Below are 15387 nucleotides of genomic sequence, written 5' to 3'. Positions count from 1 at the left end.
TTTTCTTAATAATGGCTGCTAACTAGGTTATACATGAATTATAAAATCTTCATAAGAGAACATCTAAAAGTCTCATGACTAATTTATCGTATCCGTCCTAGCAATTGTAACTAGCTTATATATTCTCCTTTCGCTGATGCATGGTATTCGTACAAGGAAATGCATATACACCTATATTATTTTTCGATTATACTACCTCTCAATCATCAATTGCTCTGTCTTTTGCTTTTGATTATCTGAAACTCTGATCAAATAAATTCCAGAATGCACTGATAATTTATTCAGATCCAATTCCAATTGATTGTCTGTAGCATTGACAGTGATATTAAATACCAGTTTACCACTAAAATCAAGCATAGTCACTTCTTTAGATTGCTTTTCAAAACCCTGAATCAAAAGTGTAGTATAGTCTCTTGCAGGATTTGGTATGATCTCTATTTTTGCTATTGATTCATTTGAATTATCAGCGCGATCCTTACCATCTGCACTTCTGTTTTGTGATTCATCATCCTTCAAGTTTTGCTTTGTTTTAAAAGTACCGATGACATTACCCGAATAAACTGTACCACAAAGTCCTCTTAATTGAAATTGATAATTCTTGTTAGATACTAAATTAGTAAATACATGTTGTAATCCGGGACCACTTGCGCTTATCCATGCACTCCATGCTCCATAAATACCAGTTATAATCTCCTGACGAATATTTAATTGATGTTGAGTCCCACAAGTGCCAGCTATCCATTTAATCTTAGCAGAGCTCTTTGTAATTTCTGATACTAACACTTGACTTGGTTTACCACAAGTGAATGGTAATACGGTTACTTGTTGTATGCAAGTTGATTTATTGCCATTGACATCTGATACAGTCCAGATTACATTTGTAATTCCCACAGAATAATTAGCCGGTGCATTATTAGTTACAGGATATTTTATACCACAATTATCAATTAATCCCGTAGGACTACCAAGAGGAGTAGAACTGGAAGGTATTGAACAAGCTCCCGGTTTTGTAATACCCTGCTTATCTGCAGGACAAGTTATCCTTGGAAATTGAGAATCAATTACATTCACTAATGCACTTGCAGAACTTGTATTACCATTATTATCAGTCACAGTAAGATAGACTGTATTTGAACCGACATTTTTACACTCAAACATATTTGGATTCACTACAATTGACTTCATTCCACAATTGTCGCTTGATCCATTGTCAATCATTTCTGGTGTTATAGTGACTTTAGAATTATTATCATTGAGGTAAACCGTTATATTTTTTGTTTTTACAACAGGTTTTACTTTGTCTGCGATGTTTGCAAAAACGTCTCCTATGCTTGAACATCCATTTTCATTTGTTACAGTAACTATATAAGATCCGGATATATTGACTGTGATGTATTGGGTTGTTTCACCAGTACTCCATAAATATGTTGAACCAGGATTACCAGCATCGAGAATAGCAGTGCAAGGACCGCTAATTGTTGGAGCGTTTACATTGGGTTGGTTGAAATTGACTATGGGTTTTAAATTTACGGTTATTAGACTGTCAACAATTAAGGTATCACTTCCAGTGCTAAAACTCGTAATTAAAGATACTTTATAATTTCCAGAAGCAGAATATTTTATAATTGGGTCTTTTAATGTAGAAGTTGAAGGAAATCCGCCAGGAAATGACCAATAGAATGAAATAGGATTACCATTGGTTAAATTTTTGAATGAAATAATACTATTAGAACAAATTGAGTAATTTTCAGTTAGAAAAGTTGATGGATGTATGTCTGAAATATTTAATACATTCACATTTATAGTGTCCTTCTTGTCTTTGTATTTGAATATGACATCTGTTGATCCCACTTTCAATGGAGTAATTATTAAATTTGAATCTATATCAATTATACTTGGATCCGAAATACAAAAAACTAATCCATTTCTAGTATATAGATTTCTAGAAGTACTATCGTTGTAAAAGCCCATGACGTAAACTTTTCCTCCATTTTCATGATCTATTAAAAAAGTATCTTTATCTGCTTTTATTAACTCGAGAGTTGATGTAGGTAAAACATTAATAAATATGTGTTTCTCAATTACGTATGCTGTCGAATCAAATCCTTGCGCCATTATAATAACTGAACCATCAACTAAGCCAGAAAGGGGTATATTGAATATTGCTGTATCCAAATTAGTTGAATTATTATAAAAAATTGGGTATTTAGAGCTTCCGCAGGTTAATTCAATTTCATCTAAATTCAGTGACCCAATAACTTTTATTTTAAGCGTATCATCGCTCTGTATATCACCTTGATTTAATACAACAATTTCAAGCTTATAAAGCAGATTGTTTTCAATTGATGGTGGCAACCCTCTTAAATTGCATTCCTCACCAAAAACAGAATTTAATTTACTTGGACTGAATCCATCTATACTAAAAAGGGTGGCATCATTATTATTTGCATTTAATAGTTTTTTTAAGTGTTTTAATGCTTCATCAGAAGGACTAACTCTTATGTCAGTATGCGTTAAATTTTCAAATTCACTTGACTTTGATAAACCATTCTTTTGCGATTTAATAGGTACAACTAAATCACTGTTATCATTGTCAAACATTTTTAAAACAAATTCAACTTTAGATAAGTTAGTCTTGTAATATTTATTGTATGCTTTTGTTGATTTGGCTACAATAAAATGTTCACTGAAGCCACAAGTTGCTAAAGATTCACAATCCTTGGGCGTTTCTTTGCATATAATCACATTTGTAGGCACTTTCCTTTCTTTAAAATATTGAAGTTGTCCAGCTGCATTTAATAATTGCATCGCACAACTATTAGCGCTTAAATCTTCAACTGCCCCATTATCACAAGGCATATCATGATCGTTAAAATAATCTTTAACAGTTTTTCCAACAGGTGATAAAAGGAAATTTGAAGATTGAGTTCCATTGTGTGGGGAATCAAGAGTTATAAATTTATGAATATTATTATTGTTTTTATACCTTGGGTCTTGTAGAAATAATCTCGCTACTATTCCGCCCATTGAATGACACATCAAATCAATTTTTGAACAAGAAAATTTATTTAGTCTTAATTTATTTAAAAATACACTCATATCTCCATAAATTACATTTTGATACTCATTGAACTTACCAGATGCGTCATTTACATTGGAATAGTCAACAAACCAAAACAAAGGTGCTCTCTCCTCAATATCACTAAGAATTTTGGGATAATATGGATACAATTTCTCGCTTGTAGTTAAATATTTGATTATGCCTCCAGTTGGGAAATATGAACCTATTACCCCCCCAAATGACACCGCTGACTCCTTAGGAAATGACATTTTGTCTCCCCAGATACCATGCACAAACATGACTGGTGCTCTATAAATATGCAAGGGAAAATTAATGTTATTAATTGCAATGCCTTTATAAGTTACTTGCAAAGTAAGAGTCCTATGAATTCCTTCACCTTCCATATATTTTGGAGCAGTATATGAGATTTCAACATCATTACCATTGTTAATTAAATAGGCAGTACCAAGCAAACCAATAGTATCTGCATCTGTCGAATTAGCTATATTTCCATTCTTTTTAAGAATTTGAAAACTGAAATTTTGAGGATCAGAAGCTACATTGATTTTGAAATACGTGGCGGTTGAACCGTCAGCGCAAATTTTTATTGGTTCATTGTTTGCATTTGGTGTATGATCTTCGTATATCGTTTTATTTTCCTGAATGCCTTGATGACCTTTAATAACATTTGTACAAATTAAAGAATTAACTTTAGGTATTGCGTTTAAATCTTGGCCAAACTTTAATACATAAGTATCATATAGACCTTTTGATGAAAGTTCGAGTTTAGAACCGTTTATATGATTACTAATTGAGCTTGAATAAGCACCAGTTATAAATAAATTGTTTTTTTCATCAATTGCAAGCTCACTTGAAATATCTCGAGTTTTACTTCCAAAGTTTTGTGCATCTACAAAATTGCCATTAAGATCTAATTTTGTGATGTAAACATCATAATTATCGCATTCAAAACAGTAATCTAATTCCGAATTTAAATAATATTTATTAGGCCCCGGATCAAAATCAACTGTATTCATAGGTGTATTACTATTATATACACCTGTTATATACAGAAAATCATTTTTAATTTTTATATCATTTATATAGCCACCAGACCCACTTAATACTCTTTTTGCACATACAAACTTTCCGAGTGGATCTAGTTTGACTAAGAAAGTATTAAAGAAAAGATTAAATAAGTCAAATGGATCTAAATAATACTGACCTGGTCCTGGATCAAAGTCTGTTGGAGTAAAATAATTACCTATGATATAAACATTACCACTTTTGTCAATTTCAATTGAATTGTCATAATTAAAAGCGGTATTCTGTATGTTTTCATTAGATGGGAATGATTTCGCCCATAATATAGTACCTGCACTATTATATTTTGCTACAAAAATATCATAAAACCCTAGTGACACCAAAGTACCTTCTAGGCCACAATTAAAACATGAAAATTTATTTGTAAATGAGCCAGAAATAATTGGATTATTAGATAAATCAATTTTGATAGAATAATCAAATTCTGGGAAACCTAAATTGTATGCCTTTGCCCATACAAAATTACCAGATTCATTTAATTTATCAATAAACATGCTAGATCCTACATTTGTATCAAAAGTACCTAATCCAGGATCGAGATCGGTTTTTTGCCTAAATGTTCCAACTGTATAAACATTATTATCCGAATCTATTGCCAAGGATTTGATTTCATTTGATCCTATTGAATTAAATACCTTAACCCATATAAAATTGCCACCTGGATCAAGTTTTAAAATGAATGCGTTATCAGTTGAAGCTGTTAGTTTAAATTTTTCAGGACCAGGATCGAAATCAGTTGCTCCAGAATAAACACCGGTAATTAATAAATTTGAATTATTATCTATTGCCATACAGACCTTTCCAGGATATCCATGTGGCCAACCAAATCCACCTATATAATTTGTTTCTAATTGTTTTACCCATATAAAATCTCCATTGTTCGCATATTTAGCTATGAATATTGAGCCATTTGAATTTAGTATTGTATTTCCAGGTCCCGGATCAAAATCAACTGATCCACTAAACTTACCAGCTAGATAATAATCTCCATTTTTATCTATTAATATTGATTTTGCTTCGTCATTATTAATTCCTCCGATACTATTTGCCCATTTAAGATCAAATGAATGAGGATTGGGGTGTACTCCAATCAAATTATTTAAGTCATTAATTGACCCATTAAAAACATCTAAATCGACAGGCGTAATGATACCTGAGATCATGGCGATATCTGCTGAATATTGATTAAATGTCCAATTTGACCAGACACCAAGATTGGATGGTGGAATAATTGGGTTACTAGGATAAGTAGCAATCCAAAGTTTATAAGAATTTAACGTTATATTTATTCGGTTAGCTGCATAAAAACTAGTAGTATATATAATAGGTGCTATTCCAGTTGCATTTTGCACTGTTGTCACCCATATAAGTATCCAGGCAGACAAAGCTGATTTAGTTAGTGGATCTATATAGTCTGGTTCTAGGTCCAATACCGGAGGTAATTGACCAGGCCCAATGAAACAAGCTGCGACACTTAAAAAGTGGTTGGCTTCATCCTCTGCTGAATTAATGGTCGGTCTAGCTATATGATATGCCCCCATTACCACTCCTGCATTAATTCCATTTATCATGTTTTTAGTAAAAAAATCATCGTTTAAAGAATTAGTTATACCCTCTGTTGCCTTCGCAAAAGCAAAGACTATACCTGCTCCATCATGAACCTTCTTCCAATCTATTGTACCTTGATAGTGGGAGACATCTATACCACGTATTGCTTGTGCAACGATTAAATTGCCCGTGATAAATAGCATTGACATTATGAGAATATGTCTTTTCATATTATCGAAATTTAAACTTTTATATCAATAAAATTTAAAACTAGATAAGATTTTATCCAATTGGGAGATCTCAATGTTTACATCATTTTGTTCAGTTATTGGCGTTCTAAACTGCATGTCAAATTCTCCAATGGATTTATTCTTATCCAAAAAATTAATCCAAATTAATTTAAATGGAGGCTTTAGTTTCTGACCTTTTGAGCCTGTATCTATTATACTAATTCTTTTGATTGCTTTAATGCCGTCAATATTGAGCTCTGAATCTCCAGGATTTGCATCAGCCTTAGATAATGCATCACTGTAAATACTTTTATCCGGGCTATTTCGATGGTAATTAATTATTAAAAATGTTTGAGTTGTTGAGTCACTAAAACCAAACTCTGTTCCGGTAATATTTCCTGATAAATTTATAAAGTCATTTTCTTTTTCATATTGTACCCATGTGTTTGGGTAAGAAAAAGAAATTCCAAGCTTATTATTTGAGTAAACTTTCCAATTTGCTGGTATATCATTTTTTTTAATTGACTGGCTATTCACGTTTTCTTTAACTAATTCAGGATGATTAGCGTTAGAATTGCTATTTACAGCGTTTAGATTTGATTTTACTGTAGCATTTATATTATTAGTCTGCTCAACTTGATTATTTGTCGAGCTGCCTTCCATAGTAAAAGAACCGTATTTGTAGAATGCAACAAAGCCCAAAAGAAGAGTTGGAATTATTGCGAATAATATTATTTTTTTCATAAATATTAAATAAATTACTATTAATTATTTTACGACAGTATTATTGTAGCATTAATTTGCAATGAAGGTAATTAAAACAATATTGCATGGAGATGGGTACCAAACTAGGAATATGTATTTTTATTTGTTTAATTTATACTTAGGAAGTATCGACACATCTATATAATGTTAAGTCTTGTATAGAAGAAATTAAAATTCAAGTTGAAATTTTTTTCTAAGGATTAATACATGAACTGGGCATCAAATCATAAAACTACTCTAGCCTAAAACGCAACACCGCAGAACCCTATATGAAATAGCTTGCGGCTTGCGCTTACCAAACTAATCAAAATCCAGATTTAGAATTAGCCATACTACTAAAGCATAATTCTAAAAAGTGCAATGGAACTTCCGCTAAATATGCAAACGTTTTAAAAAGTTCCAAATAAGGTACTATTCTAATTAAATAATTATAGCCATGACATCCATTCTGTTGAATCAAAAAATCGAATTCCATTTTTCCTGCAGATGTCTTTACCCAGAGAGATGATTTCATTATTTTCACCTTCTGGATCACAGTAAAAGAAAATCACGGAAGCTGGTTTTAATTTTTGATAACCTAAGATGCTTATCTGTATTCTTTCAAAGGATGTGCCCGAAATGGGAATAATTGATGGACCCAATGAGTTGAAAATATTCCGTAGAACATGATAACTAAATCTATCTAAGTTATGTGAAGGGTTTGCAGGATGTCTGATCTGCTTTTCAGGTGGGCATTCGTTATCCGGCTTGTTGTAGTAATGAAAATAATTATGATGAGGTACAATTATTTGAAGTCGCCAATCAGCGCTATTAATAATTCCCTGGTTAAAATAAAAGTCAGCTCCTTTAGAGTTACCAGAGCGGAAGACCATATTACTTGCATTCCAGACAAGCAAAGAACCGAGTTTTATCAATTGATGACAATCCTCTGCTTTGATTTTATGAGTACCAATAAAACTACAGACGTTGTCATCGTGATTATAGGGTTCTAAAATGGCAGATAATTCGGATCTCATTTATTAGAAATAGCAGTTAAATATACAAAGCATTAATAACTTTGTTGCGTCATTAACCTTGAAAAACAATAAAGTATTTGATAAACGGACTTCTATCATTTTTTTTAGCAGGTAAATTAAAGGGATTCATGTCAAGTTTCAATTTATAATGTTATGACCTTAAAGGAATTTATTCAGCAATATGATCATCCGGGATCAGTTGCCTTACTTGAAGGAAAGAGGACAGTTCTAGAGGCGGATAAAGAGAAACTAAAGGATTTTGGTAGTATGATTGCTTTGAAAACCAAGCATCTAATATTCAGAAGTGGCAATGCTAGTGGATCGGATGAATTATTTATAAATGGTGTTAAACAGGTTGCTCCTGAAAGGATTCAACTTGTAATTCCTTATAAAAATCACCGGAACAAACATTCTGAAAGCCTATACACCTATTCAATGGAAGAATGTAATATTGTGGTTGAAGAAGAAGTCTTATATTTATCAAAGCAAAATATTAAAACTAAAAATCTAATTGACCAATACGCAAATGGTGTAAGGAATTCATATTCAATAAAAGCAGCTTATATCATCCGTGACACTTTAAAGGTAACTGGAATTAAAGGTCAAATTCTGCCGGGCTAGTTTTGGCTTCTTTTATGATGATCTTGATAATCCAGAAACTGGTGGCGCTGGTCATACAATGAAGGTGTGTAAACTTAAGAACATTCCGTATATCAATCAAAATATTTGGATGGAATGGTTAAATAGAGATAAAACCAATGCATGATTTAGTTTCGAAATCCGATTTCAAAAAATACCTGAAATGTGAACAATATTTCTGGTTCTATAAAAATCATCCGGATGTTTTGGTTGAAAAACAAATGAGTGATTTCGAAAAAGCATTATCCGAACAGGGAAAAATGGTAGAGCAAAAATTCTATGAGATGTTTCCCAATGCACATGTATTAACTTTAAAAAATCTTGATGCAGTTGCGGAAACCTTGAAATTCGATAATAAAGAAGAATTTTATTTAGGTCAAGCTGCTTTTATAGCCGGAGGGTTTTTTGCTCAGTCTGATCTGGTACATTTTAAAGAAGATAAGCACATTGATATTTATGAGATTAAATCCAGTTCATCCAGTCAGGATTCAGATTCCGAAGATGTCGAACAAGCTCCTAACAAGGAAGATCATCTAAATGATCTTTGCTTTCAATATTTGGTCATTACATTGGCTGGATATCAGGTTGATAGATTATTTCTGGTAGAATTGAATAAAACCTATGTCAAGTCAGGTGAATTAGATCTTCCAAGTCTTTTTAATATTTCTGATGTCACCAAAGATATTTCATCTATAAGTGAAAACATTAAACAAAGAATGTTATCGGCTTTATCAAAATCAACGAAGAAATTACAACCTGTCACCTGCGATTGTAAGTATAAAGCAAGGAAAAACCAATGCCCTGCTCTCCCATATTTACATCCTGAAATGATTGGATATACTGTGCATGATTTATCAAGGATCGGTGCCAGTAAAAAGAGGCTCGTAGAATTTATTGAAAAAGAAATAATAAGAATAGAAGATGTACCAGCAAATTGGGATCTCACTGACACGCATCGGGATCAGATATATAGTTGGAATCGGAATGAAGAAATCATTCATAGAGCTGAAATAGAAGATGTCTTGCAAAAACTTGAATATCCATTATATTTTCTTGACTATGAAACATATTCATCAGCAATTCCGAATTACGATGGGACAAAACCATTTCAACAAATTCCATTTCAATATTCGCTACACATAATAGAAGAACCCAATAGTGAACTTGTACATCGCGAATACATTCACCTGGACCAAACAAATCCAATGGAGTATCTCAGCCGTCAATTGAGATCAGATATAGGAGATTCCGGAAGTGTGGTCGTATGGAATAAAAAATTTGAAGGCATGTGCAATAAAGGACTTGCTGAAGCTGTCCAAAATTTAACTCCTTTTTTACTTGGCATAAATGAGCGGTTTTTCGATCTGATGGAAATATTTTCCAAAAGGATGTATGTTCATAAGGATTTCAAGGGTAGCAGTTCCATAAAGAAAGTTCTGCCGGTATTGGTCCCAGAGCTTTCTTATAAAGATTTGCCCATTGCTGATGGAGGAACTGCAACAACTGCCTGGAAGAATTTGGTATTTGGAAGCAATCTAGATATGAAAAAAGAAAAGATTATATCAGATTTACTTACATATTGCAAGCTTGATACTTTGGCGATGGTTGAGATTTTTAAAGCGATATGTAATAAAATTGGAAAATCTTTTGGAAAATTTCCACGATTAAAAGAAATGTGATTGAATTTAACAGATTTTTTGATTAATGATTGTTTTATCTTATCCGAACACGCAGACAAATAAGCCAAACATGAGATTGAACAATTGGCAATTAATTAATTTATTATTTATGATGCCATGTTTTCACATTGCAATAATCCGTTTAGTTATTTTCTCATTACCAATTTTTATACTTAAAAAATAAATGCCTTTAGGCAAAGTGGAGATGTCAAGTTGCAATTGATTGCCATTTAATCTTTTTGATTGAATCTTAAAATACTGTCCAGTGGTATTAAATAAACTAAAATTTACAGCACTAAAGAGAACATTGCCTAATTCAATATTAATATAATCTGATGCAGGATTTGGAAAAATTAATATATTATCTGCTAAGTAGCTGTCTTTAGTTGAAGTCAGACAAGGTAGGTTTGTCGGACCATTTAAATACCGTAAATTGCTGCATCCTCTTTTAAGATCACTATCATATGCCTTGGACCACAGGTAGTAATGATTTTTATTCAGGTAGTTTACAAGTGTGTCGGAATTGCCATAGCCATAATAAAATATATTATTGATTCCTTCTCCAAGTATAGTGTCGATTCGAATATTGCCTCTGCAAAAACTTAGACCCCACACATAATATCCTTTTGTAACAAGGTCGTTGTAAATTAAAATGGATTGTCCCGAGCCTTTTAAAGTAGTCAATTTAGTTGGATCAACTATATCATTTGATTCGTCATCCACATGAAAAGTCTTTTGAATTTTGCAATTATTTGCATCGGAAAATGTAATTAAATAATCACCCGGAAGCAAGTCACTTTTTTGAAAATCAGCACTAAAACTGAATGTTTCTAATGACGTTGGACCTTTCAATTGTATAATATAAGGCAATTTTGAAGTAGTTAACTTTATAACAAGGCCCCCATTGGGTAAGTAACAGGTTGATGGTTTAGTATTAAGTTGGATGATTTCTGGTCCTCCGGTGATGCTAGCTAGAACTTTGATCAAAGTGGAGCAGCCATTTTGATCAATGATACAAATAAAGTAATACCCTTCTTTTAAAGTTGGAATATATGCGGATCCAGAAAAATTGCCTAAGGACTTATGACCTATTTCACTTTCATGTCTGTATTGTACCGTATAAGGACCTTTGCCTCCTGAAATTTTTAATTCAATAAGTCCACCTGTTCCTGTTGCGCAATTTATTGGAGTTTGATTGATAACTGTGGTTGTAGGTCCATTCGATGGTATTTCAAATTCATATGTTCTTAAGCAACCACTATATTCAATAACCACGGTATACAAGCCACCCATGAGATTTCCTTTATAATACGGAGAAGAAATTCCATTGCCCGTTTTGGAATCTATTAATTTTCCATCGGATCCATATAATTTAAAAGAAGTAAAGCGCCAAAGTGTTGCACTGACAGAACCATTCGATGAGCAGTTATCAAGTGTGATAGATTCTAATTGAATCCAGGGAAAACCATTTAAAACATCGGCAGCACTTTCAACCTTACAACCTTTGGCATCTATAATTACTATCTTGTATGTTCCAGGCTTCAATCCGGTTAATTGGGTAGAAGTAGTCGTCACATTTTTTGTCCCGTTTATTCCCTGCCCAGAATATGTAATAGTATATGGCAAATTGGCTCCTGAAGTCATTATGTCAATAGAACCATTATTCCCATCGCAATCTGAAATTCCAGATTTAAATACAGGATTTATGGTATTAATTGTTCCAATTACAATTGTCAATGCATTACTACATCCTTTATTATCTCTTATTACAATAGTGTATGTTCCGCCCGGTAAATTAAATATTGAAAAACTATTTTGATACGAGTCCATTTTACCTGTGGTTGGACCATACCATTCTATATTATATGGTAATTGACCCCCACTTAAATTAAATAGAATGCTTCCATTATTACTATTGCATGAAGCATTTAATATTGTGGTGTTGGCACTAAAGGATTTACTTAAAATTTCAGCTGTAAGTGATTTTTCACAACCATTACCATCTATTACTCTCAAATAATAGATTCCTGGAATAAAAGATCCTAAAGGAATGTTGGGACCCCGTAAATATTGCAATTTTTCAGCACTCTCATCATATCTCCTGTAATAGATATTGTAATAATTTGAATTGCCTACATTAATTGTGATTGTGCCATTAGGGTTATTGCAATTTGCATTCGTGGTTGTAACAGTGGCACTTAATGTTCCGGAACTAAGATTAAAACTATATTTGCCATAGCATCCACAGGCGTCATAAATTTCCAGGAGGTATGATTTTGCACAAAGTTCATGTATCCTGAGACTAGAGCCATAGAAGGGACCGAATCCTTTTCGAGTTAAACCATTCTCTGTTATATAAGCATAGTATGGCGTATATACTCCTGTTATTCCTATGATAACTTCTCCATTACACACATTGCAAGAAGGATTATACCTGTATGTCTCATATAATTTTATTTGTCCAATAGATATAGAACTTATAAAAATTCCAGCGAGCAATAAAATTGTTTTCATATTAAAATGGTTTTAATTGTATTCAAAATTACTTATTTATTTATTTCAAAACTTCAATCATTTTATCATTAAGCTCAAAATACTCCTTTTTAAATTTATCATTCCCCTGAAGACATGCCTGAAAAATAGGATCGTTTTTATTCCATCCTTTTTCTCTAAACAGCCCAGGATTTTTGGAAGCTATTACTTGATTTGCTAATTCCTTGTACTCGATTAAAATCTGTTCACAGGACTTTTCTTTAAACTTGCTATTATTTACTTGCGCCTTAATTTTTTCCACATATTCGCTATCGTGCATACGTTCTTTTACTTTGATCTCAGGGTCAATTTTTTTATCTGGCTCAGTACTTGCTGCGCTTTGTGTTGCGGTATCTATTTGATTTTGCGATCTAAGCAAAGTGCTATCAATCATAGAATTTCCCGTACTTAAAGGGTTATTGGTTGTCTCACTTTTGCAAGAAATTACTAAAACTAAAATTATTATTAGAAAGTATGACTTCATCATCAAGTATTAAACACGATTATAAATTAAGTCGCCAGGAGTATACTGACTCATTCTTTTGACTAAAAAATAAACAATAATATATCCGGTTACTAAGAAAATTGAAATAACCAAATATATAAATGGATTTAACAAATCCAATAAACTTTCCCCATTAGTGAGCCTTGAAGCAAATTCAATCAAAAATAATAATGCCAAACCATACACAACGGAGACTAAAAGCAGCTTCATTAGAATATATACATAGGATCTTAAAATATCTTTATTGGATAACCCAAAAGCCATAAAAGTGCCGATATTTTGCTTGATTTTATCAATGTGGCTGCTGATTAGAAAATATAAAAAGATAATAAAACAAAGCATCCCGATAACCACAATACTAATTATGGCAGATGATGCTAATTTGCTTACAAGCGCAAAATTTTCTTTGTCTTCTACTTCTGAGATATCCAGGTTTATCAGGTATTTGTTTTGCAGGTATTCTTTGAAGCTTCTTATCTTATTTAGTTTCTGAAAATTGAAAGCCAGATATTGAGGCCTGTCAAAATATTTATTAGATGCAACACATTCCCATTCAACTAAATCTAATACCTGGGCATTAGATTGTTTATTCAAATTGGATTTTATGCTGTCAATAGATTTTTCATTAAGATAATCTCTATAAAATAACTTAATAGTATAGTAATCATGATCCCCATATAATTTAATGATACCCTTGTCGTATGTTTCCAGTTTATTGCCTGAAATGATGCCCGGATTAAACTCTTTGATTTCGTTCTTTAGTAGAAAGGTAATTTCAGAAAGCTCACTATTTCTGTAAAATCTTGATTCCTCAACAGGCTTTGTGAGCAAATTCATCATTTCGGAAGAGCAAATCAAATTGGCTTGGTTGGGTATATCTTTGAGAACGGCCTGGACATTAAGTATTAATAATTTATCCCTAAAACTAAATCCAATTTTCATCTCCTTTCCTGTAATCCATTTCAGATCTAACATCTTAAATATCTCTTCAGAAATAAAAACATCGCATTTGTTCGTAGAAAATGCTTCAAGGTTATTAAAGTATGCCAGGTTGGAAGGTTCGGTAATTTTTTTAAACAGCTCTTCATCATACTGCATGGATCGGATAAATAAGTGACGCTGTTTTTCAAGATCTTTTTCAAAAATGGCTTGTAACTTTTGATTGTACTCTATGATGCTTTGGAGATTGAAAAGCGATTTGTTTCCATCTGAAAGAATTTGTTCCTCCATGGTTTTAATGCTATCCCTGAATTCATATAATACAGGAAGATCCACCCAGTTGGTGAATGGATTGTTCATTCTTTTTTGAAGGGATTTATAAATGTCCAAAGCAAGCGCTATACAACCTATAGAAATCACAATGATGGTGGTCAGTATCCATTGATTGATTTTTCTCTTTCCCTGAAAAGCAGTGTATTCTTTTGAAATCAATAAGCGCTTATATGACTCGGTATTTTTGTTCATATTCCCACACTAATTGACTTTGAATACGTCGGTTAAGTAATTTTCAATATCTGCTATTTGTAAACCTGAAGAAAGCTGCCAGGAATCATTGGATTTGCGAACTACAAACTCTTCATCGATGCAACCCAAAGATTGTTTGTTCTCTATGAATATTTTGATAGGCACAATGACATCCGCGAATTCCATTGCTAAATTGATATCATGGCTTACAATAATTACGGTTTGACCATTTTGTTTAATCTCAGATGCAAGCAAATGCATCATTTTTCGGGCAGTTATTGGATCGAGATTACCTGTTGGCTCATCAGCAAAAAGCACTTCAAAAGGAGCTATGAGTGATCGGATAAAGGCAATTCGTTGTTTCTGTCCTCCGGAAAGTTGCGCTACTTCCCTATCATAAAAGGATGAATCTAAATCCACTTTCAACATTAAGTCTTGAATGTCATCATCTATATTTTGGCCGTTTTCACTTTTAAACAGAGCGGTAAATTTGATATTTTCGCCGGATGTAAAATTCGGCATCAAAAAGTTATTTTGAAAAAGAAAACTGAAATAGTGTTTTCTGAAATTTTCAATTCCCGCTTTTCCATTATTCCAGATATGAAGCAATTCAAAATCTTCTCCTACATTATTAGAATAGGTCAATAGCTCTGAAGCCTTGCTTAATATTGTATTGTTCATAAGTCCTACGGCTTCAATGAAAGTGCTTTTACCAATACCCGATGGTCCAATAATAAAATAGAGTTTAGAGCGCTCTATGTTTAAATTCCTAATTAAAAGGATAGGCTTATTCTCCTTGTAGCCACAATATAAATTTCTTATTTTAAAAACGGGTTTGCTCATT

The 15387-nt window shown here is 32.5% G+C and carries 9 protein-coding genes; 2 read left to right on the top strand and 7 right to left on the bottom strand.

Annotated elements, in window-relative coordinates; translation table 11 throughout:
• Positions 1–192: 192 nt before the first annotated feature.
• The 3 genes from IPO86_08530 to IPO86_08520 all read right to left on the bottom strand — a co-directional run bounded on the left by IPO86_08530 (position 193) and on the right by IPO86_08520 (position 7724).
• Positions 193–5943 carry a T9SS type A sorting domain-containing protein gene (locus tag IPO86_08530; protein ID MBK9728146.1) on the bottom strand — a complete coding sequence of 1917 codons (5751 nt, stop codon included), beginning with the start codon at positions 5941–5943 and terminating at the stop codon, positions 193–195.
• A 24-nt stretch (positions 5944–5967) separates the two neighbouring features.
• Complete coding sequence (locus tag IPO86_08525; GenBank protein MBK9728145.1) at positions 5968–6687, bottom strand: hypothetical protein; 720 nt, start codon at positions 6685–6687, stop codon at positions 5968–5970.
• 449 nt (positions 6688–7136) lie between these two features.
• Positions 7137–7724: a hypothetical protein gene (locus IPO86_08520; protein MBK9728144.1), complete on the bottom strand. Its 588-nt coding sequence runs from the start codon at positions 7722–7724 to the stop codon at positions 7137–7139.
• 153 nt (positions 7725–7877) lie between these two features.
• Between IPO86_08520 and IPO86_08515 the strand changes: the two genes are divergently transcribed.
• A complete protein-coding gene (locus IPO86_08515; protein ID MBK9728143.1) occupies positions 7878–8345 on the top strand; it encodes a hypothetical protein in 468 nt (155 codons plus the stop codon).
• A 137-nt stretch (positions 8346–8482) separates the two neighbouring features.
• Positions 8483–10042 carry a DUF2779 domain-containing protein gene (locus IPO86_08510; protein MBK9728142.1) on the top strand — a complete coding sequence of 520 codons (1560 nt, stop codon included), beginning with the start codon at positions 8483–8485 and terminating at the stop codon, positions 10040–10042.
• Between the two features lie 123 nt (positions 10043–10165).
• Here IPO86_08510 and IPO86_08505 read toward each other — a convergent pair whose 3' ends face one another.
• The 4 genes from IPO86_08505 to IPO86_08490 form a co-directional block, all read right to left on the bottom strand.
• On the bottom strand, positions 10166–12556 hold the full coding sequence (locus IPO86_08505) for a T9SS type A sorting domain-containing protein (GenBank protein ID MBK9728141.1): 2391 nt from the start codon (positions 12554–12556) through the stop codon (positions 10166–10168).
• A gap of 40 nt (positions 12557–12596) precedes the next feature.
• The gene (locus IPO86_08500) at positions 12597–12968 is read right to left on the bottom strand and encodes a hypothetical protein (protein ID MBK9728140.1); all 372 of its coding nucleotides are present in this window, start codon (positions 12966–12968) and stop codon (positions 12597–12599) included.
• Positions 12969–13067: 99 nt separating this feature from the next.
• The gene (locus IPO86_08495; protein ID MBK9728139.1) at positions 13068–14543 is read right to left on the bottom strand and encodes a hypothetical protein; all 1476 of its coding nucleotides are present in this window, start codon (positions 14541–14543) and stop codon (positions 13068–13070) included.
• 9 nt (positions 14544–14552) lie between these two features.
• Complete coding sequence (locus IPO86_08490; GenBank protein MBK9728138.1) at positions 14553–15386, bottom strand: ABC transporter ATP-binding protein; 834 nt, start codon at positions 15384–15386, stop codon at positions 14553–14555.
• Position 15387 lies beyond the last annotated feature (1 nt).

It is taken from the genome of Saprospiraceae bacterium, assembly GCA_016717265.1.
Taxonomy (GTDB): Bacteria; Bacteroidota; Bacteroidia; order Chitinophagales; family Saprospiraceae; genus Vicinibacter.
This window is presented reverse-complemented; position numbering and strand designations above follow the sequence as displayed.

What these genes read in the sequence shown, in the direction of transcription:
- IPO86_08515 (MBK9728143.1), top strand. Translation starts at nt 7,878, where the DNA reads ATGACCTTAAAGGAATTTATTCAGCAATATGATCATCCGGGATCAGTT.
- IPO86_08510 (MBK9728142.1), top strand. Translation starts at nt 8,483, where the DNA reads ATGCATGATTTAGTTTCGAAATCCGATTTCAAAAAATACCTGAAATGT.
- IPO86_08520 (MBK9728144.1), bottom strand. Translation starts at nt 7,724, where the DNA reads ATGAGATCCGAATTATCTGCCATTTTAGAACCCTATAATCACGATGAC.
- IPO86_08505 (MBK9728141.1), bottom strand. Translation starts at nt 12,556, where the DNA reads ATGAAAACAATTTTATTGCTCGCTGGAATTTTTATAAGTTCTATATCT.
- IPO86_08525 (MBK9728145.1), bottom strand. Translation starts at nt 6,687, where the DNA reads ATGAAAAAAATAATATTATTCGCAATAATTCCAACTCTTCTTTTGGGC.
- IPO86_08500 (MBK9728140.1), bottom strand. Translation starts at nt 12,968, where the DNA reads ATGATTGATAGCACTTTGCTTAGATCGCAAAATCAAATAGATACCGCA.
- IPO86_08490 (MBK9728138.1), bottom strand. Translation starts at nt 15,386, where the DNA reads ATGAGCAAACCCGTTTTTAAAATAAGAAATTTATATTGTGGCTACAAG.
- IPO86_08530 (MBK9728146.1), bottom strand. Translation starts at nt 5,943, where the DNA reads ATGAAAAGACATATTCTCATAATGTCAATGCTATTTATCACGGGCAAT.
- IPO86_08495 (MBK9728139.1), bottom strand. Translation starts at nt 14,543, where the DNA reads ATGAACAAAAATACCGAGTCATATAAGCGCTTATTGATTTCAAAAGAA.